Raw genomic sequence first — 24,911 nt, forward strand, 5'->3', positions numbered from 1 at the left:
GTTTGCAAGCCTAAGTTGTTCTGCAAGATGTCCCATATTCGTATCGTTCTCAGAGGATCGTTCACCTGTTTACACAGGTAGAAAAACCGGTAAAAGGTAGGTATAAAAATGGTATATAGTTATTATGAGAAAAAATTTAAATTTTTAAAAAGCCAAAAACGAACACTTTATTTGTTACTTTACTATATCTCAATAGTCCGGGATTACAAATCGGCCCTGACAGGCGGGGCCTGTGAATTATTGAAGCATCGACTTCCCTAATCTTGATATTCTAAATAGCCAGGTCTGCACCTTCAATATTTAAATATGCACCTACTCTTTCAACAACGCCATCGGCAACCTATCAATCCTCTGCATTTCTACCCGCCGGTAAAACACCTCGGCACCTTCTGATTGCAATTGGATCTTTCCCCTGGCAAGTGGGGTGAGCACGCCTTTATCATTCTGGCTGTTACGGTAAAGCACCATAGATACTTTACCATTCACTACGTGGATGCTGGTATCACCATGGCAATACAGGTCGAGTGTATTCCATTCGCCTGATGGTTTTTCATAACTGCTACCTTGTTTGGTGCAATGGCGGCCCTGTTTATTGCCATCGCTAAAGGTGGTCAATACGCCTTGCGGACTGTAAACATAATTGTTATCGCCTTTTTTAACCGCCGGGATATCAGCAGTGCCGCCCGCGCAGCCCCAGAAATCGCCGCAGTTACCTTCTTCAACCTGAAACTCCTGCGCACGCATCCACGCGCCATAATCCGCACCATACGGGCCAACTGAGTGGTAAAGCAGCCCACTGTCTTTATTGCCGTTTTTGCGTTGTCCCCATTTTAATTTGCCCCATTTAAATTGCAGGCGCAAATGGTAATTCTCGTATTCGGCTTTGGTGATGATAGCACCCCAGCCATCGCCGGAGATCCTTATGGCCGGTTCATTATCTTCTTTTACAATAGTAAATACCTGCCGCGGGTCGTTATTCAGGCCAACCGGCGTTGGGGTAATGAATTTGCCTTTATCGTCAAGGTCCGGGCCAAGGTAACTATCCCAACCCTTAAGATTTTTGCCGTTAAATAATTGCGTCCATTTAGGTTCTTTCAACTTTAAGGTAAAGCCAAAAATAAAGGTGCACAGTAATGGCGCGATAAAGTATTTGCGAAGCATGGCGGTTGATATTGGTTGAACTAAGATAAGCTTATTTATGCTTTTTTTGCCATTCCCAATTATACCAGTTCATATCATAGCCTTCTAAATAGCTTATCTTCCAAATACCTGCTACCTTTTTTGCTTTGGTATGGTAAAAGAAATTATCGCCCCAGGTCCATTTAAAATCCGCTTCATTATCATTGAACTTCAAATTAGCCAGCGTTAGTTTCTCCCAGTAATTATCAGGGAAATCCTGGCAGTTGCACCATTCATCAACATCATCATTGAAAGTAGGCAGTTCACCATCGGGCCAAAGCGAGGAGCCATCGCGCAATTCTTTATCCATGCGCACGGCGATATTTTTGTAATCATTTAAGAAATCTTCGGTAAAAAAACCGAGCCTTCTTAAGTTAACAATTGCTACCTCGGTGACTTTTAAATCCATGCCGGTATTTAAAGTATCGCCCGGATTCCTCTTGGTAGGTACAAAGCCATTTGGCTTAATTTCTGCGGTTTCGTGCCACTTGTATAAAGCCCTTACTAACGCAGTTAGTTTAACGCTATCATCTATCCTGTCCACAACAAACAAAGGAGGGGTTATCGGGGTGCGAATAGTAATTTTGCCGGTATCTGTTTTATCAGTTTTGTTTGTACCGCCGCAAGCGGACAATAAGAATAGGGTACTCAGGCAAATGAAAATTGGTTTAAGGTTATGCATGATATAAGGTTGGCTATAGTTATACTAAGTAAATCATAATTTTGCTAACCTGCAATTGCCGGAAGATTACTCAATACAAAAAGCCTCCCGGGAAACTGAGAACCTTTCAAATTCTCCGCGTTAAACACCCCGAAATTATAGATTTGGTGATGGTTGCGGTGGATGATAGCGTGTTTAGCCTATAGTTATTTATAAAAATTAGTAACCACCACTAACTTTGGCATTTGATATCGCAACTTTATCCAACCGGCCAATTTGCTTGTTTCCCTATCGCTTAATTTATTGTTAAAAGTTGCCAAAGCCACACTCACAGTATCAATTGGTTGCTTAGCCGTATGACGAACAAATGTTTGATTTACACCAAAGGAGGTAATGGAAGGATAAAGAATTTTCAATTCAGCAAGCACGGTCGAGTCGGCGACTACCGGCTTATTAACTGTACTCTTTTTAATTGTGTCGGCACGGCCCTTAAAAACATCTTCTATTATACTTGCCTTTATTTGCGAAAGATCTATTTGCTGTCGTGCATTTAACCCCTGCCTGACGACCAGGGTAACATTGGTCAATTTGTAATATGGTAACTTTTTTCTTATAGAATCTAACACAGGTTTGTCTAATATGCTACCAAGTAATAATAAGTCGATAGTTTTATTTTTATAGATAATTGATTTGGACACTACCTGTGTGTTTAAGAAGATAAATTCTTTTTCAACAAACTTTCGGGCGTTGTTTTCAAAAATACTTTTATCAACTATCCGATAGGCCATAAAGATACTGGGCACTATAGTAATTATAACAATGAGGATAATATAGCGGTTTACTTTTTTTTCCTGTCCGATGTCCTCCAGATGGTGTTTTTTCATTTTTAGATATCTTGCCATCAGGAAGGTAGCAATAGCGATAAAAACACTATTAATAAAATATAAGTATAGGGCGCCAAGCACAAAATACCAATTACCCATAGCAATACCGAAACCGGCCGTACATAGCGGCGGTATTAAAGCGGTTGCAATTGCAACACCAGGTATCACGTTAGTTTTTTCTTTGCGCGATGCGGCAACCATGCCGGCGAGGCCGCCAAAAAAAGCGATAAAAACATCCCAAATGGAAGGAGAAGTGCGTGCTAATAATTCAGACTGTGCATTATGCAGTGGTGTGATCAAAAAATAAATAGTAGACGCGATAACAGCTATAACTGTGGCTACGAATAAGTTTTTAAGTCCGCGCCTTACCAAATCAAGGTCATTAATACCTATACCCAGGCCAATGCCCATTACAGGGCCCATTATAGGCGATATCAACATAGCACCTATAATAACCGCGGTTGAATTTACATTTAGACCGATGGATGCAATAAAGATGGCAAATATTAACGCAAACAGATTTGCGCCTTTAAAATCTATATTATTTTTTACAGCGTCGATAATTACAGACTCTTCGGCTTTACCATCTTGTAAATGGAACCGGTCAGTCAAAAGCGTTCGAATATCTGTTATTAATTTACCCATCACTTGTTTTTAGTTTCTTTGCCAGCTTGCCTATTGTAAGGCCCTGCACAATAATAGAGAATACTACTATCATATAAGTTATTAATACAAACTCATCGCGATGCATGGCGGTACTTAATGATAGTGCCATGGCTACAGATAACCCTCCCCGTAAACCACCCCAGGTTAGTATGGCTACAGCATTACGCTCGAATTTGATCTTATACCTTAACAATGAAATTGGAATAACTACAGAAACCCACCTGGCAAACAAAATAATAACAATACAAATGGCACCGATAATTAGTATAGTGTTATCTATTTTAATGATCAGCATTTCAAGCCCCATCAGCATAAACAGAATAGCGTTTAATATTTCGTCAATCAACTCCCAAAATTTATCCAGATAATCAAGTGTTGTTGTTGATACAGCGCCATCCCTGACTTTGTTACCGGTTATTATACCGGCAATTACCATTGCCAATGGCCCTGATATGTGCAATTTGCCGGCAATAAAGTAACCGCCCATTACAATAGCCAGGGTTATCATAACCTCCACCTTATAGTCATCTATTGATCGCATCGCCCAATAACCAATATAACCCAATAATCCACCGAATAGTAAGCCGCCTATTGCTTCCTGCGCAAACAGTTTCGCCGCGAGCGGGAATGAAAAATCACCGGTGCCTGATCTGGCTACTTCGGCAATAGTAATGAATATCACAACGGCTACACCATCGTTAAATAATGATTCGCCGGATATTTTTAATTCTAATGATGCCGGAATTTTAGCTTCCTTTAATATGGAAAGTACAGCTATAGGGTCTGTTGGCGAAATGAGCGAGCCAAACAAAAGGCAATAAATAAAGGGGATTGGCAGGCCGAATAACTTAAACAAATACCAAACCGAGCCACCAACAATAAAGGTAGACAGTAAAATACCTAAGGTGGCCAATATTATTATCGGCCAACGTTCGCGTTTTAATTTGCCCAAATCAATATGGATAGCGCCTGCGAATAGCAAAAAGCTAAGCATAAAATTCATCAGCACATCCTGAAAATCCAATGAATTTACTAATTGTAATGCTTTTTCTGAAATTAGGGATCTTGAACCAAATGTGGCAAGCGCAATTGATGAGATTAACGATAATGCCATTATACCGATAGTAGGCGGCCATTTAATAAAGCGGTGATTGATATAGGCAAATATCGCCGCCAGCACTATAGTAAAGGTTATTATCTCCTGAGTTTGCATTGGGTTAAAGATAATAAATTTAGCCTGCCTATATTTTGTATTGCTGTTGTTGCTTTGCTTTTTTAAAAACAAAAGCCTGATCCGCAAGAATCAGGCTTAATAGTTTAATGTACTTTTAAGGTATATAACCGCTAAGTAGTATAGCCTAATATCTTCAATACCTGTTTACTATTTTGCTCCTCGCCAAATACCTCGAAGTTAAATGTCTCGTCGCGGTTGCGGCGGATGATAACGTGCTTAGGCGATGGCAGCAGGCAATGGTGTATACCGCCGTAGCCGCTTAATACCTCCTGGTAGGCGCCTGTATTAAAAAAGCCCAGGTATTGTACCTTACGGGTTTTTGGCATAAACACACTGTTCATGTGCGCTTCCTGGTTGTAGTAATCCTGACCGTCGCAGGTAATGCCGCCAAGGTTAACACGCTCGTACTCGTTATCCCAGTTGTTTATAGGTAACAGGATGTATTTTTGATTGAGCGCCCAAACATCAGGGAGGTTGGTGATGAATGAACCATCCAGCATCAGCCATTTCTCGCGGTCGTTTTGTTGTTTACGGCCCAATACCTTATATAATATGCCCGACGCTTCCGCACAGGTATATTTACCAAATTCGGTTATAATATCCGGTTCTTCGGTATCGTTATCAGCACAGATCTCTTTGATCCGGCTCACGATCTCGTTGATCATATACTCATAATCAAAATCAAACACCAGCGAATCTTTAAACGGCATACCGCCGCCAATATCCAATGTATCTAACGCAGGGTTGATCTTTTTGAACTTGCAGTACAGGGTAACATATTTCTCCAGCTCGTTCCAGTAATACGGCGTATCAGAAATACCCGAGTTAATGAAGAAATGCAGCAGCTTAACCTGGAAGTTAGGGTTTTGCTCTATCTTGTTGTAGTAGAAATCAATAATATCCTCCATGCGGATGCCTAAACGCGAGGTGTAAAACTGCGAGTCGGGTTGCTCTTCAGCAGCTATCCGGATACCCAGGTTGCATGGGGTAGACATTTCTACCTCATCATCATACAGGTTAAACTCTTCCTTATTATCCAGTACCGGGATGATGTTTTTAAACCCATCGTGCAGCATATCAATAATATATTGCTTGTACTGGAAGGTTTTAAAGCCGTTGCAGATAACGGTCATATCCTTGGTTAAAGCACCTTTTTTCTCAAGCGCGTCAATCATCGGCATATCAAAGGCTGAAGATGTTTCCAGGTGGATCTCGTTCTTCAGCGCTTCTTCAACAATATGTTTAAAGTGCGAGCTTTTGGTGCAATAGCAATACTTATAGCTGCCGCGATAATTGTTTTTGATTATAGCCTGCTGAAACAGCAATTTAGCCTGCTGGATTTTTTTGGTGACCATTGGCAAATAAGTAAAACGTAACGGGGTGCCATACGTTTCAATCATCTCCATCAGATTCAAATCATGGAAGTATAATTCATCTTCAATAATCTCGAAGCCTTCTTGCGGGAAGCCAACACTTAAGTCAAGAAATTCCTGGTAACTCTGCATTAATTAAAATTTTGGCAAAAATGTAATTTTTAAACGGAATTATAGGCTATTTGTTGGGACAAATTTATTGTTGGATTGTAATAATTGTAATGTCATTGGTCATTGTGTCATTAGTCATTGGTTTTGAGGAGCAAATGCACCTCGGCGATCATGCACCTTGCGCTGCCGCCGCCATTAGTTTCAATGGTATTTATATCAGCATAAACCAACTTGCCAAAAGTTGACAGCACCGCTTTTTGGCCATAATTAAGCGAATTATATGCGCTCTGCGACATCACGATCAATGTATCGCCTTTGCTGTTTTTAACCTCCAGCATATTACCTGCAAAGTGGTTCATCTGGTGGAACGATATATCAACGATTTGTTTTCCGGTATCTTTTAAATAGTTTGTAACTAATTCTTTTTCAGCATCATTAGCAATGCTATCTAAACAAATCACCACGAAACTGCTGCCAAGCGCCATCATAACGTTGGTATGGTAAATTGCCTGTGCTTTTTTGTCAGTAGCGTGGAAGTTAATTATCGTATAGCCGGCCTGCCCGGCAAACGCCGCCAATACAATTTCGTCGGTACGGGGCGACAGGCAGGCATAAACTATTTTTTCCTCGCGGTCAAGCACCATGCTACCGGTACCTTCAAGGAACTTGCCGTCGTGCTCAAAATGGCTCAGGTCGATAACATGCTTTACCCTGAAGTTATCCTGAAGCGTGGTAATAATATCCTCGCGGCGCTCCAGCCTGCGGTTTGCGGCCTGCATGGGGTATAAAAACACTTCGCCGTCGTCATGAAAGGATACCCAGTTGTTCGGGAAGATAGAGTCGGGGGTATACGGTTGGGCAGTATCGTCAATAACAGTAACGTTTACATCGTTGTCCCTTAATGTTTGTACAAGCCCGTCAAACTCGGCAATTGCTTTGGCCTGTACCTGCTGCTGGTCGGCACTACGGATTTGGAAGGCGTTGCTTTGGGCAGTTTGCTCGTTAAAGCCAAAACTTACCGGGCGTATCATGAGGATGTTATTGGTAGATTGACTCATATCCTAAATGATTTCGTCTCTCTGCAACGGCATACTCATGCAATGAAAACCACCACGCGCTCTTGAAAGCTCTGCAGACGGCATTAGTATCAAAGTATCTTTGATCGTTTTAGGATCAAGTTCGTCGTTCTCAAACTTGTTAAGCAGGTCCTTTACCTTAATTACTTTAAAACCATTCTTTTTAAAAGCTTCAATGGTTTTGTCGTTACGGTCATAACCTAATACAACGCCTTCTTTTACGGCAAGGACGTTGCACGAATCGGTCCACTGCTCGCGCGAATCATAGGGGAAGGTATCATTACCAGAGTAAATGAACCGGGTTTCCTCTTTGCTGCTCAAATCATTTTCGCTGATATCTTTCAGCAGGTCTTCCAGGCAATTAAACGAGCGTGGTTTTTTCTTACCTTTTTCAAACTGCAGGATATCTGTACGGTCCTTATCCTTTGTCTTTTTATCGGCCAGCCAGGCTATGGGCTCACTGTCGGCGGCAGGGGTTTGAGTTACAGCCAGCGAATGCAGCAGCACCCACATATTACGTTTTACCTGCGTAAACACCGTATCAATATGCATATAATCACGCCGGTGCGGTATTTTAACAATGGTTATCTTCTTCACCACATCTTTAGCAAAAAGCAGTTTTATAGCCTCGTTAGCGCCGCTGTATGATGTGCGTTCGCTGCAGCCTATAATCAGATGCTCGGGGCTTATCATCATTACATCTCCGCCCTCTAATGTGGTTTTCTCGTCCTGGTCTTCGCCGGGGCGCAGGAAGTGTTGTACCGTTTCCGGTATCTCTAATATATTATCGCGGTAGGCCGCAAACAATGGGTGATTAAAGAATATGTACCGCGCCAGTAAAGTCTCGCGCGAGCGTGCCTTCTTGGCCGGTTTATTCAATAACATATAGTTATTTATGGCGATGCCAATATCCCTCGAAAATATAAGATTAGGGATAGGAGCGAAGATCATTTCGTTACTGTCCAATGACCCTGAGATGAATATTTTGGACAGTTCGACAGGCGCCGTATTTATCAACCGTTGTTGCAAACGGTAATTGCAGCTCTCAATAGCGCAAACAGAGGCAGTCAGTTTATTGCGAATATCCTCATCCTCTAAAATATCAGCTAATAAAGTTTGGATCTCAATTACTTTATCTGACGCGTAAAAGGCTTGGTTATCGGGCTTAAAAAAGTCGCGGTTGTTTTCTTTGGCGTCAATCTCTTTTAGTTTGCCTTTAATTTTAGCGGGGTCAAGGAAGTATAGCAGTAGCTTAACGTAATAGTCGTATTCGTTTTTACGCATGCTGTCCAGGTGCACAATGTCTTCAAACAGCCAATCCTGCGCTTTTGATGGCACAACGCGGCCCAGGCCGTTATCCGGGCTGTGGATCAACAAGGCTTTCAAATCGCCAATTTCTGATGTAACGCTTAATTTAAAATCGGTACCGGGTAATATCATATACGTTTTAGCAATTTGTAAAGCTATTGAGAAAAATTTGTTTCTGGTATTAAACAATTGTTAACAGCATTTGATTTATCTATTCATGGCCGGCTTTAACGCTCTCAACAATTTTATTAATTTTGCCGCATGAATTTTATTATTGATGCTACCGTTAAAGCCGTTAAACAATTATATCAAACAGATATAATACCTGCCGATGTAAGTTTGCAGGAAACCCGTAAGGAGTTTGAGGGCCAGGTTACTATAGTTACTTTCCCGTTCACCAAAGTTTCACGTAAATCGCCCGAGCAAACCGGTGCCGAAATAGGCGAGTTCCTTAAAAATGAACTAAAAGAAGTATCGGCATTTAACGTAATAAAAGGATTTTTAAATATCTCTATCTCCGGCACTTATTGGATAGAGCAGCTTTACAAAGTAATTGCTGCGGATGATTTTGCCGTTATAAAACCCAATGGCAAAAAGGTGATGGTTGAATATTCATCGCCCAATACCAACAAACCTTTGCACCTGGGCCACGTACGTAATAACCTGTTGGGTTATTCGGTAGCGCAAATATTAGCTGCCGCGGGCTATGACGTGGTGAAGACCAATTTGGTTAATGACCGCGGCATCCACATTTGCAAATCAATGCTGGCCTGGCAAAAATGGGGCAATGGCGAAACGCCGGAATCAACGGGGGAGAAGGGTGATCACCTGGTAGGTAAATACTACGTTATTTTTGATAAAGAATATAAAAAGCAGATAGAAGACCTGAAGTTAGCGGGCCAAACCGAGGACGAAGCAAAAAAGAACGCCCCGCTGATTAAAGAAGCGCAGGAAATGCTGCTGCAATGGGAGGCAGGCGCTGATGCCGTTATTGACCTTTGGCAAAAAATGAACAGCTGGGTTTACGAAGGCTTTAGCGAAACCTATACAAAACTGGGTGTAGCTTTTGATAAATACTATTACGAATCGAACACCTACTTATTAGGTAAAGATATTGTTGAAGAGGGATTGGCCAGCGGTGTTTTCTTTAAAAAAGATGATGGATCTGTTTGGATTGACCTGACTGATGATGGCCTGGACCAAAAATTGGTTTTACGTGCGGATGGCACATCAGTATACATTACCCAGGATATGGGGACCGCCCAGTTAAAGTATGACGACTACCAAATGGACGAATCTATTTATGTAGTAGGTAATGAGCAGGATTATCATTTTAAGGTATTGTTCCTGATTTTAGAGAAACTGGGTAAAACCTGGGCAAAAGGCTTATATCATTTGTCGTACGGTATGGTTGATCTGCCATCTGGTAAAATGAAATCTCGCGAAGGTACTGTAGTTGATGCTGATGACCTGATTGCCGAAATGGAACGTACCGCCAAACAGGTAACCGAGGAGTTGGGTAAGATCAATGATTTTGGCGAGGAAGAAAAAGAGCAATTATACCATACCATTGGTATGGGTGCTTTAAAGTATTTCCTGTTAAAGGTCGATCCAAAAAAACGGTTATTGTTTGATCCTAATGAGTCTGTAGATTTCCAGGGACATACAGGGCCATTTATACAATACACCCACGCCCGCATCAAATCTGTTTTAAATCGCGCAGCCATAACCGGTATAGCTACCCAGCCGACGGAGCTTGCACCCGAAGAGCGCGATCTGATAGTAACGTTAAGACAATTCCCGGATACAATTAAACAGGCAGCTGCCGGCCATAATCCGGGAGCTATTGCCAACTATGTTTATGAGGTGGCAAAAGCCTACAATAAGTTTTACCATGAGCATTCCATATTACAAGCCGAAGATGAATTGGTTCAACAGTTTAGGTTACAATTATCAGCAGCAGCAGCCAGTGTAATAGGCAGAGGGATGAATTTGCTGGGTATTAAAGTGCCAGAAAGAATGTAAGCCCCCTAATGCTCTCAGGGGGGAGAACTATTAAAAAAAATAGCGATGGATTTGAAACCCATCGCTATTTTTTTAACTGGCTTCGTATCAACCTTTGATGAAGAAAAAATAAAAAGCTTCGGATCAGAAACTGCTATGAAACGTGCCGGGCAACCATCAGAGTTGGGCCCTGCGTATGTTTTCATCGCGTCCGACGATGCTTCATTTATAACGGGCCAGGTAATACACGTTAACGGAGGCGAGGTTGTTAATGGGTAAATGGGTAAGAAATTTGTAACAATAGTGTTTAGGTTGGCGCTTAATTATACAGGCTGATTTTTTTTATTATGTTTGTTTACCAAACATAAATTTAAAATTATGAATATAAAACACACCTTATTTTTTTCGGCGATACTGGCAGGTAGCTCATTGATAGCTAATGCACAAGCCAAACCACAAGATACAGAGTTTTATACACCTGTTCCGCCCGTTGTAACTCCCGGAAAAACTAATGCAGATGCGCCTTCAGACGCAATTGTGTTATTTGACGGAAAAAACCTTGACCAATGGACAATGACCGATAACCGTGGCACACCTGCGTCATGGACGGTTGCCGATGCTATCCTGACCGTTAATAAACGCAGCGGAAATATAGAAACTGTTAAATCTTTTGGCAACTACCAATTGCACATAGAGTGGCGCGTACCGGCAAATATTACAGGCGAAGGCCAGGCGCGTGGTAACAGTGGTGTCTTTTTAGCATCATTAGGCAAGGGTGATGCCGGGTACGAGTTACAGGTGTTAGACTCTTATAATAATAAAACCTATGTTAATGGGCAGGCTGGCAGTATTTACAAACAGTTTGTCCCATTGGTTAATGTAAGCAAAGCACCGGGCGAATGGCAAACTTATGATGTTGTATGGATAGCCCCAACATTTAATGATGATACTACTGTAAAAACACCTGCAAGAGTAACTGTTTTCCATAATGGCGTATTAGTACAAAACAATGTCACCTTGTTGGGCCCTACACAATACATTGGTCAGGCATCTTACACAAATGCCAAATTTGGCCCGGCGCCTATAAAATTACAGGCACATGGCGATAGAAGCGAACCTTTAAGCTTCCGCAATATCTGGGTTAGAGAGTTGTAATAAACCGGCAGGACTTTTAAGCGTCATTTCGATGGAAATATCATCCATTGAAATGACGCTTTTTTTTGGCAAAAAACGTTTTCTTTTTTAGTAAAAAATTAACTGGTGGTAAAACAAATTAAATAAAAATTTTGTTATTTTACTATACTGTACTAATTTTATTTAACTATTGTAACCCCTATTAAAATGAAAAAACTCCCCTTGTTTTTTTGTTTACTGCTCTTTGCTTGCTCATCGCAGAAACAAGTTGCTACTGATACTAAATCATTTAGCAAATATTCTATGCCATTTCATGTATATGAAATTGGAAAGTGGAATTCCGAGTATATGATTCTTACACTCGTCGATGTTCATAATACGTATTTTACTGTTAAAGGAAATTATAATGCCTCTTTAAAAAAAGGGGATATTTATAATCCTCAAAATCAGTAATCATTTTTGACAAGTATCGGGTTATTTATAACTTAGCAGCTTGCGGTAATATACCGGCCGCTTATAAATAATCTAATAACAGATCATGATAAAAGATACGAACTCATTAAACCAGGTAGCAGAGTTTCATACCACCTTTAAACATCCTATATTACCAACTCCAACCATCCCGTCGCCAGAGCGTTGCCAACTGCGCGTAGAGCTTTTAGCCGAAGAGTTAAAAGAGTTACAGCAAGCAATAGCCGATAATAACATGGTTGAAATAGCCGATGCACTTTGCGATTTGCAGTATGTATTATCAGGTGCTGTATTGGAATTTGGTTTGGGCGAGAAATTTAAAGAGCTTTTTGATGAGGTGCACCGTTCAAATATGAGCAAAGCCTGCAAAACAATTGAGGAAGCTGATCATACAATTGCACATTATAAAGGTAAAGACAATACAGAATCATATCATAAAGAAATTGACGGCTTGTTCCTGGTATACAGGAGCCAGGATAACAAGACACTAAAATCAATTAACTATTCGCCTGCCGAACTGGGTAAAATATTGGGATAATTAATGCTCGATATACTTTATCGCGATGAATACCTGATCGCTATTAATAAACCGCATGGTTTATTGGTACACAGGTCGCCCATAGCAGCAGATGCGGAAGAATTTGCTTTACAATTACTAAGAGACCAGGTAGGCTTAAAAGTTAACCCCGTACACAGGTTAGACAGGGCCACCGGCGGCATATTATTATTTGCCTTAAACAAAGAGGTTGAAATAATGATGCAACAACAGTTCGCCGATAACCGGGTTGAAAAAAAATATTCGGCTATAGTTAGGGGATACACACCGGATAGTGAAGACATAGATTATCCCTTACGCAAAGAAAACGGCGCTTTACAGGGAGCCCATACCAGGTATACCACGCTTAAGCGTGCCGAAATTGCTGTCCCGTTAGGAAGACATGATACCTCAAGATATTCTTTAGTAGAAGTTGTGCCGTCAACCGGGCGTATGCACCAGATAAGGAAGCATTTGAGCCATGTTAATCACCCTATAATTGGCGACACCACACACGGTTGTAACAAGCAAAATAAACTTTTTAGAGAAAAATGGGAAATGACCACGCTGTTGTTACACGCTTCGACACTATCATTTAAACATCCTGTTTCTGGAGAATATCTTAACATAAATGCCGCTGTTAACAGCGAATTTAGCAGGGTAATGAATTTAATGGACTGGTAAATCTTAAACAAAATTGGCCTGATTTTGTAGTACGTGCATGACAGCGCAGTTAAAGTATACCATTTACAAAGATGACGAAGGGCATAACATTACTATTACGCCACTTATGAAAACCTTGCCTAACGGAGAAATTAATTTAACGGGTGTTTTTAAGTTAACAGAGGGTGGCGTAGATTTGGGTGATATTGTATTTGATAATATGCTGAAGCAATGGGAATATACCGCGATGGGTTATTTAGACCATGCGAATGCAGCGGAGATAGCCGGTTTTATACAAACTGAAAACGTCGCTATTACAAATAATAACGATAAAACCTGATTTACTATTTAGCTATTGCAGGTAAACGTTTCTAATTTTACCTTTACTGCCAAACCAATTACAACAGCCTATATTGCTACATGGACGAAATAGAAAACTATTCTGAAAAAATTCATGAACAAAGTAACGAGCACGCGCATCACATGCTGGCCGAAGGCAAAGAGCGCTGGGTGCTGTTTGTAGCGCTCTCTACAGCCTTAATAGCTGTACTGGCTGCCATAACCGGCTTGTTAGCCGGCGAGCATGCAGACGAAGCCATGCTGGCCCAGATTCATGCATCAGACCAATGGGCATATTACCAGGCAAAGGGTATTAAATCAGAAACACTAAATCAAACCAATAAATTATTGCTGGCTTTTGGCAAAACCCCACTTGCTGCCGATGAAGAAAAGATCCGGGAAAACAAAAAAGAGCAGGCAGAAATAAAAGAAAAGGCAGAGGAGTTTCAGAAAGAGTCAAATGTGCATGTTGCCAAACATAGTGTTTTTGCAAGGGGGATAACCTTGTTCCAAATTTCAATTGCTATAGGCGCTATATCCATTATTGTTAAACGTAAAAGCCTGTGGCTGGTTAGCATTGTCTTTGCAGGTATTGGTGCTTTCTTTTTAATCCGGGGAGTTTGGTTTTAATCTTAAATTTTTATGAAAAATATTTTTATTAATTGTGCTGTCACAGGTGCAATATTATTAACAATGCCGGCAATTGCACAGGTGAAAAAAGAAAGTAAGTTTAACCTGATTACCTTAGATCCGGGCCACTTCCATGCCGCATTGGTGCAAAAAACCGATTTAAATGATGTTGGCAGTAACGTTTATGTTTACGCCCCGCAAGGGCCCGATCTGCAAGCGCACTTAAGTAAGATAGATGGATATAACCATCGCCCCGCCGACCCGTCACATTGGAACGAGGTAGTATATGCCGGTAATGATTTCTTTAACCGGATGATAGCCGATAAAAAGGGCAATGTGGTAGTAATGGCGGGTAACAATCAAAAGAAAACCGAATACGTAAAACGATCTATCGATGCAGGTTTTAATGTTTTGGGCGATAAGCCAATGGCCATTGACAACCAGCATTTTGAAATGCTTAAAAGCGCCTTCGCCAACGCAGCTAAGAAAAAACTGGTGCTGTATGATATCATGACCGAGCGTTATGAAATAACTAACAACCTGCAACGCGAATTTGCAATGATACCTGAAGTATTTGGTCGGCTTAAAAAAGGCACGCCACAAAACCCGGCTGTAGAGATGGAAAGCGTGCACTATTTCTATAAATATGTATCGGGTAGCGTTTTAAGCAGGCCGGCCTGGTTTTTTGATGTAAAACAACAGGGCGAAGGTTTACAGGACGTAGGCGTGCATTTGGTTGACCTTACACAATGGGAGTGTTTTCCGGATAGGATAATCGACTATAAAAAGGATATCAAATTTAACAGCGCTAAAAGGTGGCCGTCTGAAGTTACGCTTAGCCAGTTTAAAGCCATAACCAAATTAAACGGCTTCCCTGAATTTTTGAAAAAGAATGTGGTTAAGGATACTATACTTAAGGTTTATGCCAATGGTTCTGTTAATTATAAACTATTTGGCATCAATGTTAAGCTAACCGCTAAATGGGCCTATGCTGCGCCTCCGGGAAGTGGGGATAGCCAATATGCTGTATTGCACGGAACCAGGGCCGATCTGTATGTAAGACAAGGCGCCGCAGAAAAATTCACCCCGGTTTTATATATCGAGCCTGTAAATGCAAGTGTTGATTTTGAACAGACACTGATGGATAAGTTAAAACTGATTCAAGCTAAATACCCCGGCGTCGAACTAAAAAAACAAGACAAAGGCTGGGCCGTAATAATTCCCGAAAAATATAAAGACGGACACGAAGCGCATTTTGGCCGGGTAACCGAAAAGTACCTGGACTATCTGCGCAACGGTAACATGCCTAAATGGGAAGTGCCAAATATGATTGCCAAGTATTATACTACCACTACAGCGTTGGCGCTGGCAAAGGGAACTAAGTAATCCCTCGTATCATTTGCAACGAAGAGAGAAATATATACAAGATAGGTGACCAATGTATAGATTTCTCCTCGTACCTCGTCGAAATGACAATGGTTAATAATGTATCTTTGCGCCATGATAAAAAAAGCGCTTGAAAACCTTAAGATCACCGCATTAAACGAAATGCAAAACGCGGCCATTAATGCCGATGCAAAACGTGATCTGATCTTGCTTTCGCCAACAGGCTCGGGTAAAACATTAGGGTTTTTGTTACCGGTATTAAAATCATTACATCCTGATGTTAACCTGGTGCAGGTGCTTATTTTAGTGCCGTCGCGCGAGCTGGCTTTACAAATAGAGCAGGTTTTCAGAACCATAGCCAGCGGCTTTAAAGTTAATTGCTGTTATGGCGGGCACTCCACTAAAATAGAAAAGAACAACCTGTCGCAGCCCCCCGCAGTTTTAATAGGTACACCGGGCCGTATTGCCCATCATTTGCGCCGGGAAAGCTTTAGTACAGAGGCTATACATACGTTGGTTTTGGATGAGTTTGATAAATCGTTAGAGTTTGGCTTTCAAACTGACATGACGATAATTATCCGCCAGTTAGAACACCTGGGCAGGCGAATCCTGACATCAGCTACCCGAATGAAGGAAATACCTGATTTTACAGGCGTGACTAACCCCATACAGTTAGATTATCTGAGAAACAAGTCTAATACGCCTGATATCAAACTAAAAGCAGTAATGTCAGAGGCAACTGATAGGTTAGATACCCTGTTTTCATTGATCTGCAAGATTGGAAACAAAGCTACCCTGGTTTTTTGTAATCACCGCGAAGCTGTAGATAGGATAAGTGACTTGCTTTGGAACCGTGGGATTATACATGATATATTTCATGGGGGTATGGAGCAGGAGGATAGGGAGCGGGCATTGTTAAAGTTTAGAAACGGCAGCCATAGGTTATTAATCACTACAGATTTGGCTTCGCGCGGTTTGGATATCCCCGAGATAGAATATATTATCCATTATCAGCTGCCGCATAACGAAGAGGCATTTACCCATCGCAACGGCCGCACGGCCAGGATGCATGCCAAAGGAACCGCGTACCTGATACTAAGTGAGGATGAAAAGCAGGAATACCTGAAACAAAAACCAGAGATAGAACAATTGCCCGAAAACCTATCTTTACCAGAAATTACGCCATGGGCCACTTTGTACATCGCCGCAGGCAAAAAAGATAAGATCAACAAAGTAGATATCGTTGGGTTATTATTAAAAAAAGGGGAGTTGCCTAAAGATGATGTGGGTTTAATAGAGGTGTTGGATAATACATCATACGCCGCGGTAAAACGTACGCAGATTGAAAAGGTCGTTGATCGCTTAAAAGGAGAAAAAATAAAAAATAAAAAAGTAAAGATCGAAATATCAAGATAAAACGACATGAGTAATAATGATATAATGAAAAAGCTTAGAGTAGCTATGAAGTTTACCGATGACGATATTGTAAAGGTGCTTGAACTGGCAAATTTCAGGATTACCAAAACAGAATTGGGCGCTATTTTCCGCGCAGAGGATCATCCCAACTTTAAGCCTTGCGGCGACCAGATCCTTCGTAATTTTTTAAACGGATTAATTATTCACCAACGCGGTCCACGTCCCGAACGCAGTCAAAATACACCTAAGTAGTTTACCTTTAGGGGCACGCTTAGCGACGCTCGCCTGTTTTGCCCGGTATAATAGTAGCCTTACCGCTTTTTATCATCCGCTGCATTTCGGGCGAAAACTCCTCCCGTCCGCCAAAGTCCTGTACCCAATAGCTATCATCTACCCAAACACCAACTTCTTTAAAATCGGGGTTCATCAGGTTCATACAATGCGGTTCACTTTTAAACCAGCCCACCATTACATCGGCAATGGTTGGTTGTCCCTGGGCAATGTTTTCACCTACGGTAAAGCTTCTATAACCTTTATGGTTGTAACCTGCATTTTCGGCACGCGTCATAGCAGTACGGCCATCTTTACTAATATGACTAAAGAATTGTTTTTTTGCCATCTCAGCAGCATGCCCTTTAGCTGCCTTCTCTAAATCCTCATTCCAGGTTAAAGGGGGGACAGGGGGCATATAGGTAGTACCACAATTGCAGCCTCTTTGGCGGGTACGGTTAATTGATTCTAAAAACTGTTTTTTAAATTTTTTATCGCCGGCTTTTTGGCTATATCCTTTTTGGCTTATGCTAAATGCAACTACCAGCGATAGTATAATGATCTTCATATGCTACTAAGACAATGATGAAGGTACGAAGTTTAACGGTTGTTTTTCCGTTTCCTCCGTTTTTGTTTTCTGTAGAAAAATATAGATACTATACTTAACAAGCCTATAACAATAATCAGTATTATAACGAGGCTATCTTTCTGGAGTAGTTTGCTTTGGAAAGTTTCCTGCTGATTGGATATACTTTTTTTTTCAACTGTAAGGTATCCTGTGTTTTAGCAACCAGCACCTCTGCGTTTTTAAGCAGGCTATCCTCGATAAACTCATGCCTTTTTGCAGCAATATCTGCCTTGGCATAATTCTTTAAATGTGTGTATAATAATACATAGCTTTCCTGTACCGTTGATTCAACTTTAGGGAAGTGGTTTGCTTTAGATAGCGTTAGTGCCTCATCGAGGTCACGCATTGCAAGGGTGTAATCCTTTATCTCCATTTTTATATTAGCCAGTACCAAAAGCGAAGCCATTATATTGGGGATATCATTTTTAGCACGCGATAAAGTATTTGATTGAAGAATGAACCATTTTGCCTGCGGATATTTTTTTTGCGACCTGTAAACCTTTGCCAGGCTGTTAAAGGTAGTACGCAAACCGGCAGTATCACTTAAATTAGAATATGAATGCAGTGCCAGATAGCTGTAATTTAATGCTTGTGCCTGGTAAAAGCGTTTGGTGCGGCTGTCCAGGTTATCGTACTTTAAATATTCGGCAGCTATTTGGGTATAGAGGTTTGACTTTAAAGTGTCGTTAGTAGCTAATTGCAATTGTTGCTTTAAACTGTCTATTGGAGTTAACACAACCATTTGTTGCTTAACAGCAGTATCAGCACGTAACGTTAATGCGGATGCATTGAACCCGTAAATTAAAATAATGATAAGTATGGTAAGTTTCTTCATAGTAATCCGCTTTTACACAGCCATCAAACAGTATTCAAATAGTGTGCCTATTATGCAACTGCCTGTATTAAAGACGGATCCTGTTGTGAAAGGGAATTAAATGTACAACGAAAAAACTTAATAATGAAATTATAGTATACAAAACAGTACACCTCATACTTAAAAGTTATAAACACGCCCGTTAAAAACTGATGGTATACCGGCTTGAAAAACGCAAATAAGGATAATTTCTATTTACATCAGCATACTTTTGATAGCTGCCATGTAAGGCAAAGTATCCCGACTCTGCACTGAATGCAAATTTTTTCGAAAGCGTAACAGTTGCTTCGCTTGAAACTGTATGCAAGAAGTAATGGGATGGATGTCCGTTTAAAGTTACCGTCCAACCACCACGATAGTTAACACCATAAGTAAACCTGTTTAATATGGTTAAAGCGCCACTGGCGTTTATAGAAGCACCGGTCCCATAATCATAGTTACGCCCGTTGGCATAATACAGGTAAGGGTCGGGCGTGGCCGAAAGCAGTGTTGGCCCTGCACCAAATACGGTATTGATCTTGAGTTTTTTGGAAATATTATATTCTGACAGCAGGTTCATCTTAACACTTTGTGAGCCATAAAAGAAAGCCGAATTATGAAGGAAATCATAATTTGCCGAAAGCACAGCCAGGTGTTGCAGTTTCTCATTAGTTTTAATTTCCCAGCCCTTTAACGAGCCATATACACTAACCATGTTAACCTTCGAGCTGTCATCCTTGCCAAATTCGACATTCATAGTAAAGTTACTAAACGGGGTGTCATAATCTTTATATGGGGTTCCGTATAATATTTTAATATGGCCGTACCAGCCAAAATTGCTGTTGTGCAAAATGTTAGAATTACTGCGGTTGAAAGTACGCACACCCGCATCAATTTCGGCAGTTATTGTCGATGAATCGATCTTGGAATTACGGGCCACTTTACCCCATTTACCGTCCAAAATACGGTTAAGGCCATTAGCCGGATTAATAACAAAGCCTAAAACCTCTGTTGCCTGCCTTCTAATCCCGGTACGTTGATTATTTACCAGTTTATTGGCCAGGCGGTGGGTCATCTCGCCTAATACTATACCGCCAAAGCTGGTGTTTATAAAGTCGTTAGGAGAGGGAGGCTGGGTTTCGGCGGTGGTTTCCCAAATATAACTGCCAACCATTACAGCCGGTACCGATTGCCAAAAGGTATACCCGTTAGACCGGAAAGTATTATAAAAAAGGCTGCCATGAAACGGATGACCAAACTGATTGGTCTGGAAGGGATCATCATCCCAGGCCCAGCTATTAGGTTTTAAGTTGTTACGAACGCTTTTAAATGATATATCGGCATAATCCTTCTTAGCAATAAATTTATCATACGACCATGGAATTATTTCCATCAACCCCAGTTCAATTACCGCACGGTCAAAATGAGCAGGTCGGTTGCGCCAGCGTAAACGGGGTTTAGGTATACTATCTTTTTTAACCGGTTGTTCGTACGTGGCGGGTACCTGCGCATACAATGGGATAGTTATAAATGAACAGCTAATAAGCAATGTAAAGATAACTGCATTTTTTTTTACAAATAAGTACCTTTGGTTAAATTGGGGTAGGGATGTTATCATATTCTATAGGTATCAGAAATAAACATGCCTATAGAAGTAAATAACCAAAAGAATTGTTTTAAGGATATATAATTAAAACACAAAGTTTATATATTTGCGCTTTAATATTTTTGTGTATCTGATATGAAAAAGACTTTAGGACTTATAATTACTTTAGTTGGTATATTAATAGTAGTTGGCGCGTTTGTTTTTACGCCTGATCATGCTTTAAATGCAGCAGATTCAGGAAATGGAATAAGTGCCTCTGCCCCCTTAGCTTATGGCGGCTTTATTATTTTTGGTATTGGTATCGTACTTTACATATCAAGCTTACCATTAGCCGGCGAAAAACAGCACAACTAATTCCCGAATTCTTTTCTTTAAAAAAAAGCCGCCTAATTATAAATCAGGCGGCAGTAGGCTAAGTAACGAAATCATTGTCGTTTACCCTTTGTTATTTCCCAAACCTGGTATATAATGCTATTTGCGCTATGTGATTAATTGTATGTGCAGACGTTTGTTGCACCCACTGATTTAAATAGCCTGCATCTATATCCATTCTTTTACTAAAGCGGTAGCCCAAAGCCACATAAGCCCGGTTTTGATCAAAAACATGATTGTTTATTTTGTCCTTGTTTTGGATATTGGCAAACACTTCATTTTGCAGGGCAAGAAAAGTCCCCTTAGTAAAAGTTGGCTCGTTGTTAAACGGAATTACGCCCCTTATAAAATATCTCACCCGTTGCGAGAATACTTCTGCCTGGGTTGGGGTAGCACCTAAAAAACGCTGCTCTAAACGAAAACGATGGGTAATAGCTGTATTTACACCAGCTTTTTTCGTAACTATAAATTGCTGAAATATCCTGTTTTCGCTGCGGAAAGTTTTACCGCCGGTTGCGGTACGGCCATTGGTTGATACATAAGCATAGCCCAGGGTTGCACTTTTATTGCCGAAGTAATAATTTAGGTTAGGTCGCAATAAAACGTTCTTCAGGTAATCTGCATGGTGTGCCGAGCGAAACTGCCCGTCGAACGACGCGCCCCAATTTTTATTGAAGCGTTGGGTATGAAACTAGGCGGCCCAGCCAGATAGTTCGTTGGTTTGCGCGTTGGCAGTGTTAATGTAGCCAATTAAAAATAGTACTGAACAGATAAATATTCTGATGAAATTAATATAGAATGCGTGCATACAGCTAAAATAGGTTGATGGACTAACAAGCCGCAAATATAATACATGACCGGCTAATAATAGCCTGCATTTAACACAATACAGTTTTATGATGGTAATTTTAAGCCGGGATTTTTGGTATTAAAAGAATACACCGACTTGTAAACCTGTAGTTAATGAAGTTGGCAAATTATTGCCGGTACGTGTGGCAAACGGAACAGCCAGGAACAAACTCGCGTCTTTCCCTTTTATCACGATCTTATTAAAAATGGTGGTTACACCAAACCTGCCGCTGGTTTCAAAAGCTACACGTTGGATGATAGCAAAATCATGCTTTAAACGAAAAACCGCGCCGGGGTTAAATGATATGGTGCTGATCTTGGCAATGTGATTTTCTACACGCATGGTTGGCGCAATTTCAAAACTCACCCCAAACTTATCGCTCTTAAACAGGTTAAAGCCAAACGGGAAATTCTGTGTATAAACGCCGGTGTAATTACTCGTTATCTTTCCGTTAGCTAATGAGGCAACAGGCAATACCGTGCTAAAATAGCCAACCATTTTTGGATAACCAGATGACTGTTGTGCCATTGCTGTTCTGATAAATACGGTCGAAATAATCAGTGAGATAATGCTTACCCGTAAAAGGCTTTTGTAAACTGCGGTCATAATTGTGATGGGTATTAAATACAGTGGCTAAGATACTATATACAAATTAAATCTACCTTATAGATAGGATAATTTATTAGGATATCTAAAACCTGTTTTCTTTAATATATATTTGGTTACCAATTATAACCGACACCCTATATGAGTAATGATAATGCGCTGCTAACCAACAGCCAGAAAAGAACAGTACTGCTGTTTGCCTGTTTGGTCGGCTTTGCTTTTTCGGCCAATTATACCAACCCTGCACCTTTGCGCTCACCCTTCGACGGGCTCAGGGTGACACCCCGTTTTTAGAAGAAAAAGCCTAACTATTTCCTAACCGAAAATTTATAAACCGTTTCAGATTTAAAAGTCTCGCCGGGCCTTAAAATAACATTCGGAAAAGTTGGTTGATTGGGCGAATCGGGGAAATGCATGGTCTCCAAACAAAGCGCGCCCCATTTATTAAAGTGCTGCCCGTTGCGGCCGATAATGCGTTCATTAAAATGATTACCCGTATATATCACCAGGCATGGCTCGGTAGTATAAGTCTGCAGTACACGGCCGCTGGTTGGCTCGTAAGCAGTAGCGGCCAAAGCCATTTTACCAGATGTATTATTTAAAGCATAGCTTAAGTCATAACCATTCCCGGTTGCTGCGATATCTTTTCCAACCTCTTTAGGCCGGGTAAAATCAAAAGGGGTTCCCTTTACATCCAATAATTTACCGCTTGGCATTACATCTTTATCTGCTTCCAGGTATTTATCGGCAATAATTGTAAGCTGGGTATTACTCACCTTACCGGTAGTACCTGATAAGTTAAAATAGGTATGATTAGTTATAACAACCGGCGTTGCTTTATCTGTGGTTGCACGGTAACTTAACTTTAACTCGTTATTATTGGTCAACGTATAAGTAATAATTGTATTTAAATTGCCGGGGAACCCGTTCTCGCCGTCTTTACTTAAATAAGTCAGCTTTAAAGCTACTTCCTTACTGCCCGGTATTTCTTCAATGGCCCATACCTGTTTATCAAATCCACGAGGCCCGCTGTGGATGTTTGACGGTAGCAAATATTCTTTCCCATCAAGTGTAAATTTCCCTTTAGCTATTCGATTTGCTACCCGGCCTACAGCGGCCCCCAATAACGCGTTATTACGGCCCATATACTGTTTTAACGAGTCGAAGCCTAATACAACATCACCTAACTTATTATCGCGGCCAGGGGCAAGGATATCGGTTATAGTGGCGCCGTAATTAATGACTTTAACCTGCATACCGTTACTGTTTGTAAGGGTGTATTGATAGATCTGTTGCCCGTTAATTTCGCCATAAGGTGCTTTAGTGATAGCGGGTTTATCTACAGCAAACAGGTTAATATTAATTAACAGGAGTGTTGCTAAAAACAGGTTTTTCATTTAGAATTATTTAGATCGATATAGAACTGGTTGTTGTGTAAATATACAAACTCCGGTATTAACTGTGTCAAAATACCAATACCTAAGATGCTTAGGCGTGTTTCACTTTAAGTGTTTCACTCCGGGCTTCAAAAAATGTTTAAAAACACATAAGTAATTAATTTACAAATATTTACATTGTTTAATCTAAAGTTTTTGTACTGTTGCAAAGTGTTTCACTCGGTTTGTTTCAAAATACTTATTTACAGTATATTACAGTAAAAAAGTGTTTCAACTGTTGCAAAGTGTTTCATTATTTAGTGAAACAGTAAAATGGCTAAAAAGCGTAGTTTTTAGCATCATTTAGATTGATCCAGCCCCAATAACTTAGCAGGGTTTTGGCGCGCGATAAGATCGATGTCATGCTCGCTCAGGCCTTTTGATTTTAGTGCTGCTATAAACGCACGCAATCCATCAGGAGGTAAAGGGTTATTCTTTTGTCCAAGGTCTGAGTCGATAATAACATGATCGGCACCGATGGTTTTAATAACATTTGCATAATTAGCTATAGCTCCTTTATCTTTGGCATTTGGCAAACCCGCCGGTTGGAAACAAAACTCAATTATAGCACCCATAGCGGCCATTTGCTTCATCTGATCTAAAGTAGCTCCAAGTAGCATGGCATGTGTTACCACGATGTTTTTAACACCCGCAGCTTTGGCAGCGGGGATCAGAATCAACGATTCGGCAGGAGTTGAGTGCCCGGTCTCAAACACCAGATTATTTTTCGCGATAACCTGGAATACCTCCGCCATTTCGGGCACGGGCTTACCATCTTTAACAACCGAAACAAATTGACGCGGTCCGGCAGCATGCTCAAAACCATTCTCAGCATCAACGGTAGGTAGCCAGACAACCTTGCCTCTGTGCCCTTCAAATTGCGCCATACGGCGCACAGCTTCGGCATTAATACCACCAACGGAACGATTTAAAACAATCCCGCCAAAAACCTCAATGCCGGGTACTTCCTGCATTGCAATTTGCGCACGGTCGGCAGTCATGAAATAATGATTTTTAAGGACGATGCCGCGCATGCCTTCTTTCTTAGCCAGTTTAGCAAACTCAATATCACTTATGGCGCGGGCGGTAACATCAGGCCCGGTGTGGCAATGAAAATCAATAACGCCGGATAGGGGATTAGCATCTGTAGATGCTTGTGCCCAAACCAAATTGGCCAGTAGCAAACCTACAAATACTAATCCCGCCCGTTTCAACATACG

25 protein-coding genes and 1 pseudogene are annotated in these 24,911 nt (G+C 40.9%); 12 read left to right on the forward strand and 14 right to left on the reverse strand.

Annotated features, from left to right (window positions below; genetic code table 11):
• Window positions 1-312: 312 nt before the first annotated feature.
• The 7 genes from ABIB50_RS14925 to ABIB50_RS14955 form a co-directional block, all read right to left on the reverse strand.
• Window positions 313-1,161 carry a 3-keto-disaccharide hydrolase gene (locus ABIB50_RS14925; RefSeq protein WP_429380802.1) on the reverse strand — a complete coding sequence of 283 codons (849 nt, stop codon included), beginning with the start codon at window positions 1,159-1,161 and terminating at the stop codon, window positions 313-315.
• A gap of 31 nt (window positions 1,162-1,192) precedes the next feature.
• Window positions 1,193-1,861, reverse strand: coding sequence for a hypothetical protein (locus tag ABIB50_RS14930; protein ID WP_429380804.1), 669 nt, complete (start codon window positions 1,859-1,861; stop codon window positions 1,193-1,195).
• A gap of 185 nt (window positions 1,862-2,046) precedes the next feature.
• Window positions 2,047-3,369, reverse strand: coding sequence for a TIGR00341 family protein (locus ABIB50_RS14935; protein WP_429380806.1), 1,323 nt, complete (start codon window positions 3,367-3,369; stop codon window positions 2,047-2,049).
• Complete coding sequence (locus ABIB50_RS14940; protein ID WP_429380808.1) at window positions 3,362-4,603, reverse strand: cation:proton antiporter; 1,242 nt, start codon at window positions 4,601-4,603, stop codon at window positions 3,362-3,364. Before ABIB50_RS14940 ends, ABIB50_RS14935 begins: the two co-directional genes overlap by 8 nt.
• A 131-nt stretch (window positions 4,604-4,734) precedes the next feature.
• Window positions 4,735-6,129, reverse strand: coding sequence for an arginine decarboxylase (locus ABIB50_RS14945; RefSeq protein WP_429380810.1), 1,395 nt, complete (start codon window positions 6,127-6,129; stop codon window positions 4,735-4,737).
• Window positions 6,130-6,239: 110 nt separating this feature from the next.
• A complete protein-coding gene (gene ctlX, locus ABIB50_RS14950) occupies window positions 6,240-7,166 on the reverse strand; it encodes a citrulline utilization hydrolase CtlX (RefSeq protein WP_429380812.1) in 927 nt (308 codons plus the stop codon).
• A gap of 3 nt (window positions 7,167-7,169) precedes the next feature.
• Window positions 7,170-8,624, reverse strand: a complete 1,455-nt coding sequence (locus tag ABIB50_RS14955) for an arginine deiminase family protein (RefSeq protein ID WP_429380814.1) — start codon at window positions 8,622-8,624, stop codon at window positions 7,170-7,172.
• A gap of 129 nt (window positions 8,625-8,753) precedes the next feature.
• Here ABIB50_RS14955 and argS point away from each other — a divergent pair, with 129 nt between their 5' ends.
• The 10 genes from argS to ABIB50_RS15005 all read left to right on the forward strand — a co-directional run bounded on the left by argS (window position 8,754) and on the right by ABIB50_RS15005 (window position 17,322).
• Window positions 8,754-10,517, forward strand: coding sequence for an arginine--tRNA ligase (gene argS / locus ABIB50_RS14960; protein ID WP_429380816.1), 1,764 nt, complete (start codon window positions 8,754-8,756; stop codon window positions 10,515-10,517).
• A gap of 45 nt (window positions 10,518-10,562) precedes the next feature.
• Entirely contained in the window at window positions 10,563-10,775 is a 213-nt protein-coding gene (locus ABIB50_RS14965) for an SDR family oxidoreductase (RefSeq protein WP_429380818.1), read from the forward strand.
• A gap of 99 nt (window positions 10,776-10,874) precedes the next feature.
• The gene (locus ABIB50_RS14970; protein WP_429380820.1) at window positions 10,875-11,651 is read left to right on the forward strand and encodes a 3-keto-disaccharide hydrolase; all 777 of its coding nucleotides are present in this window, start codon (window positions 10,875-10,877) and stop codon (window positions 11,649-11,651) included.
• A 517-nt stretch (window positions 11,652-12,168) separates the two neighbouring features.
• Window positions 12,169-12,639 (forward strand): hypothetical protein, encoded by a 471-nt coding sequence (locus ABIB50_RS14975; protein ID WP_429380822.1) that lies wholly within the window; start codon window positions 12,169-12,171, stop codon window positions 12,637-12,639.
• Between the two features lie 3 nt (window positions 12,640-12,642).
• On the forward strand, window positions 12,643-13,320 hold the full coding sequence (locus ABIB50_RS14980) for a pseudouridine synthase (RefSeq protein WP_429380824.1): 678 nt from the start codon (window positions 12,643-12,645) through the stop codon (window positions 13,318-13,320).
• 37 nt (window positions 13,321-13,357) lie between these two features.
• A complete protein-coding gene (locus tag ABIB50_RS14985; RefSeq protein WP_429380826.1) occupies window positions 13,358-13,639 on the forward strand; it encodes a hypothetical protein in 282 nt (93 codons plus the stop codon).
• Window positions 13,640-13,719: 80 nt separating this feature from the next.
• A complete protein-coding gene (locus ABIB50_RS14990) occupies window positions 13,720-14,268 on the forward strand; it encodes a DUF4337 domain-containing protein (protein WP_429380828.1) in 549 nt (182 codons plus the stop codon).
• 12 nt (window positions 14,269-14,280) lie between these two features.
• Window positions 14,281-15,654 carry a putative oxidoreductase C-terminal domain-containing protein gene (locus tag ABIB50_RS14995; RefSeq protein ID WP_429380830.1) on the forward strand — a complete coding sequence of 458 codons (1,374 nt, stop codon included), beginning with the start codon at window positions 14,281-14,283 and terminating at the stop codon, window positions 15,652-15,654.
• Between the two features lie 114 nt (window positions 15,655-15,768).
• Window positions 15,769-17,070, forward strand: a complete 1,302-nt coding sequence (locus tag ABIB50_RS15000; RefSeq protein WP_429380832.1) for a DEAD/DEAH box helicase — start codon at window positions 15,769-15,771, stop codon at window positions 17,068-17,070.
• Between the two features lie 24 nt (window positions 17,071-17,094).
• The gene (locus ABIB50_RS15005; RefSeq protein ID WP_429380834.1) at window positions 17,095-17,322 is read left to right on the forward strand and encodes a DUF1456 family protein; all 228 of its coding nucleotides are present in this window, start codon (window positions 17,095-17,097) and stop codon (window positions 17,320-17,322) included.
• Window positions 17,323-17,341: 19 nt separating this feature from the next.
• Here ABIB50_RS15005 and ABIB50_RS15010 read toward each other — a convergent pair whose 3' ends face one another.
• The 3 genes from ABIB50_RS15010 to ABIB50_RS15020 all read right to left on the reverse strand — a co-directional run bounded on the left by ABIB50_RS15010 (window position 17,342) and on the right by ABIB50_RS15020 (window position 20,370).
• Complete coding sequence (locus ABIB50_RS15010) at window positions 17,342-17,908, reverse strand: CAP domain-containing protein (RefSeq protein WP_429380836.1); 567 nt, start codon at window positions 17,906-17,908, stop codon at window positions 17,342-17,344.
• Window positions 17,909-18,029: 121 nt separating this feature from the next.
• Complete coding sequence (locus tag ABIB50_RS15015; protein WP_429380838.1) at window positions 18,030-18,803, reverse strand: hypothetical protein; 774 nt, start codon at window positions 18,801-18,803, stop codon at window positions 18,030-18,032.
• A gap of 181 nt (window positions 18,804-18,984) precedes the next feature.
• Complete coding sequence (locus tag ABIB50_RS15020; protein ID WP_429380840.1) at window positions 18,985-20,370, reverse strand: DUF3943 domain-containing protein; 1,386 nt, start codon at window positions 20,368-20,370, stop codon at window positions 18,985-18,987.
• A 192-nt stretch (window positions 20,371-20,562) separates the two neighbouring features.
• Between ABIB50_RS15020 and ABIB50_RS15025 the strand changes: the two genes are divergently transcribed.
• Entirely contained in the window at window positions 20,563-20,781 is a 219-nt protein-coding gene (locus ABIB50_RS15025; RefSeq protein ID WP_429380842.1) for a hypothetical protein, read from the forward strand.
• Window positions 20,782-20,872: 91 nt separating this feature from the next.
• On the opposite strand, the pseudogene ABIB50_RS15030 reads toward ABIB50_RS15025, so the two are convergent.
• Window positions 20,873-21,472 (reverse strand): annotated as a pseudogene (locus tag ABIB50_RS15030) (DUF2490 domain-containing protein); the annotation flags it as partial.
• Between the two features lie 255 nt (window positions 21,473-21,727).
• The gene (locus tag ABIB50_RS15035; protein WP_429380844.1) at window positions 21,728-22,255 is read right to left on the reverse strand and encodes a hypothetical protein; all 528 of its coding nucleotides are present in this window, start codon (window positions 22,253-22,255) and stop codon (window positions 21,728-21,730) included.
• Between the two features lie 141 nt (window positions 22,256-22,396).
• On the opposite strand from ABIB50_RS15035, the gene ABIB50_RS15040 reads away from it, so the two are divergent.
• A complete protein-coding gene (locus ABIB50_RS15040; RefSeq protein WP_429380846.1) occupies window positions 22,397-22,549 on the forward strand; it encodes a hypothetical protein in 153 nt (50 codons plus the stop codon).
• Window positions 22,550-22,563: 14 nt separating this feature from the next.
• Here the strand turns inward: ABIB50_RS15040 and ABIB50_RS15045 are convergent, their stop codons facing one another.
• Complete coding sequence (locus ABIB50_RS15045; RefSeq protein WP_429380848.1) at window positions 22,564-23,652, reverse strand: aldose epimerase family protein; 1,089 nt, start codon at window positions 23,650-23,652, stop codon at window positions 22,564-22,566.
• A gap of 338 nt (window positions 23,653-23,990) precedes the next feature.
• Window positions 23,991-24,908 carry a DUF6282 family protein gene (locus tag ABIB50_RS15050; protein WP_429380850.1) on the reverse strand — a complete coding sequence of 306 codons (918 nt, stop codon included), beginning with the start codon at window positions 24,906-24,908 and terminating at the stop codon, window positions 23,991-23,993.
• Window positions 24,909-24,911: the final 3 nt, after the last annotated feature.

This window comes from Mucilaginibacter sp. UYCu711 (assembly GCF_050433825.1).
GTDB lineage: Bacteria > Bacteroidota > Bacteroidia > Sphingobacteriales > Sphingobacteriaceae > Mucilaginibacter.

Bases quoted from the DNA above. Each gene is read 5' to 3' on its own strand.
- ABIB50_RS14925 (WP_429380802.1), bottom strand. From the start codon at position 1,161: ATGCTTCGCAAATACTTTATCGCGCCATTACTGTGCACCTTTATTTTT.
- ABIB50_RS14930 (WP_429380804.1), bottom strand. From the start codon at position 1,861: ATGCATAACCTTAAACCAATTTTCATTTGCCTGAGTACCCTATTCTTA.
- ABIB50_RS14935 (WP_429380806.1), bottom strand. From the start codon at position 3,369: ATGGGTAAATTAATAACAGATATTCGAACGCTTTTGACTGACCGGTTC.
- ABIB50_RS14940 (WP_429380808.1), bottom strand. From the start codon at position 4,603: ATGCAAACTCAGGAGATAATAACCTTTACTATAGTGCTGGCGGCGATA.
- ABIB50_RS14945 (WP_429380810.1), bottom strand. From the start codon at position 6,129: ATGCAGAGTTACCAGGAATTTCTTGACTTAAGTGTTGGCTTCCCGCAA.
- ctlX (WP_429380812.1), bottom strand. From the start codon at position 7,166: ATGAGTCAATCTACCAATAACATCCTCATGATACGCCCGGTAAGTTTT.
- ABIB50_RS14955 (WP_429380814.1), bottom strand. From the start codon at position 8,624: ATGATATTACCCGGTACCGATTTTAAATTAAGCGTTACATCAGAAATT.
- argS (WP_429380816.1), top strand. From the start codon at position 8,754: ATGAATTTTATTATTGATGCTACCGTTAAAGCCGTTAAACAATTATAT.
- ABIB50_RS14965 (WP_429380818.1), top strand. From the start codon at position 10,563: ATGGATTTGAAACCCATCGCTATTTTTTTAACTGGCTTCGTATCAACC.
- ABIB50_RS14970 (WP_429380820.1), top strand. From the start codon at position 10,875: ATGAATATAAAACACACCTTATTTTTTTCGGCGATACTGGCAGGTAGC.
- ABIB50_RS14975 (WP_429380822.1), top strand. From the start codon at position 12,169: ATGATAAAAGATACGAACTCATTAAACCAGGTAGCAGAGTTTCATACC.
- ABIB50_RS14980 (WP_429380824.1), top strand. From the start codon at position 12,643: ATGCTCGATATACTTTATCGCGATGAATACCTGATCGCTATTAATAAA.
- ABIB50_RS14985 (WP_429380826.1), top strand. From the start codon at position 13,358: ATGACAGCGCAGTTAAAGTATACCATTTACAAAGATGACGAAGGGCAT.
- ABIB50_RS14990 (WP_429380828.1), top strand. From the start codon at position 13,720: ATGGACGAAATAGAAAACTATTCTGAAAAAATTCATGAACAAAGTAAC.
- ABIB50_RS14995 (WP_429380830.1), top strand. From the start codon at position 14,281: ATGAAAAATATTTTTATTAATTGTGCTGTCACAGGTGCAATATTATTA.
- ABIB50_RS15000 (WP_429380832.1), top strand. From the start codon at position 15,769: ATGATAAAAAAAGCGCTTGAAAACCTTAAGATCACCGCATTAAACGAA.
- ABIB50_RS15005 (WP_429380834.1), top strand. From the start codon at position 17,095: ATGAAAAAGCTTAGAGTAGCTATGAAGTTTACCGATGACGATATTGTA.
- ABIB50_RS15010 (WP_429380836.1), bottom strand. From the start codon at position 17,908: ATGAAGATCATTATACTATCGCTGGTAGTTGCATTTAGCATAAGCCAA.
- ABIB50_RS15015 (WP_429380838.1), bottom strand. From the start codon at position 18,803: ATGAAGAAACTTACCATACTTATCATTATTTTAATTTACGGGTTCAAT.
- ABIB50_RS15025 (WP_429380842.1), top strand. From the start codon at position 20,563: ATGAAAAAGACTTTAGGACTTATAATTACTTTAGTTGGTATATTAATA.
- ABIB50_RS15035 (WP_429380844.1), bottom strand. From the start codon at position 22,255: ATGACCGCAGTTTACAAAAGCCTTTTACGGGTAAGCATTATCTCACTG.
- ABIB50_RS15040 (WP_429380846.1), top strand. From the start codon at position 22,397: ATGAGTAATGATAATGCGCTGCTAACCAACAGCCAGAAAAGAACAGTA.
- ABIB50_RS15045 (WP_429380848.1), bottom strand. From the start codon at position 23,652: ATGAAAAACCTGTTTTTAGCAACACTCCTGTTAATTAATATTAACCTG.
- ABIB50_RS15050 (WP_429380850.1), bottom strand. From the start codon at position 24,908: ATGTTGAAACGGGCGGGATTAGTATTTGTAGGTTTGCTACTGGCCAAT.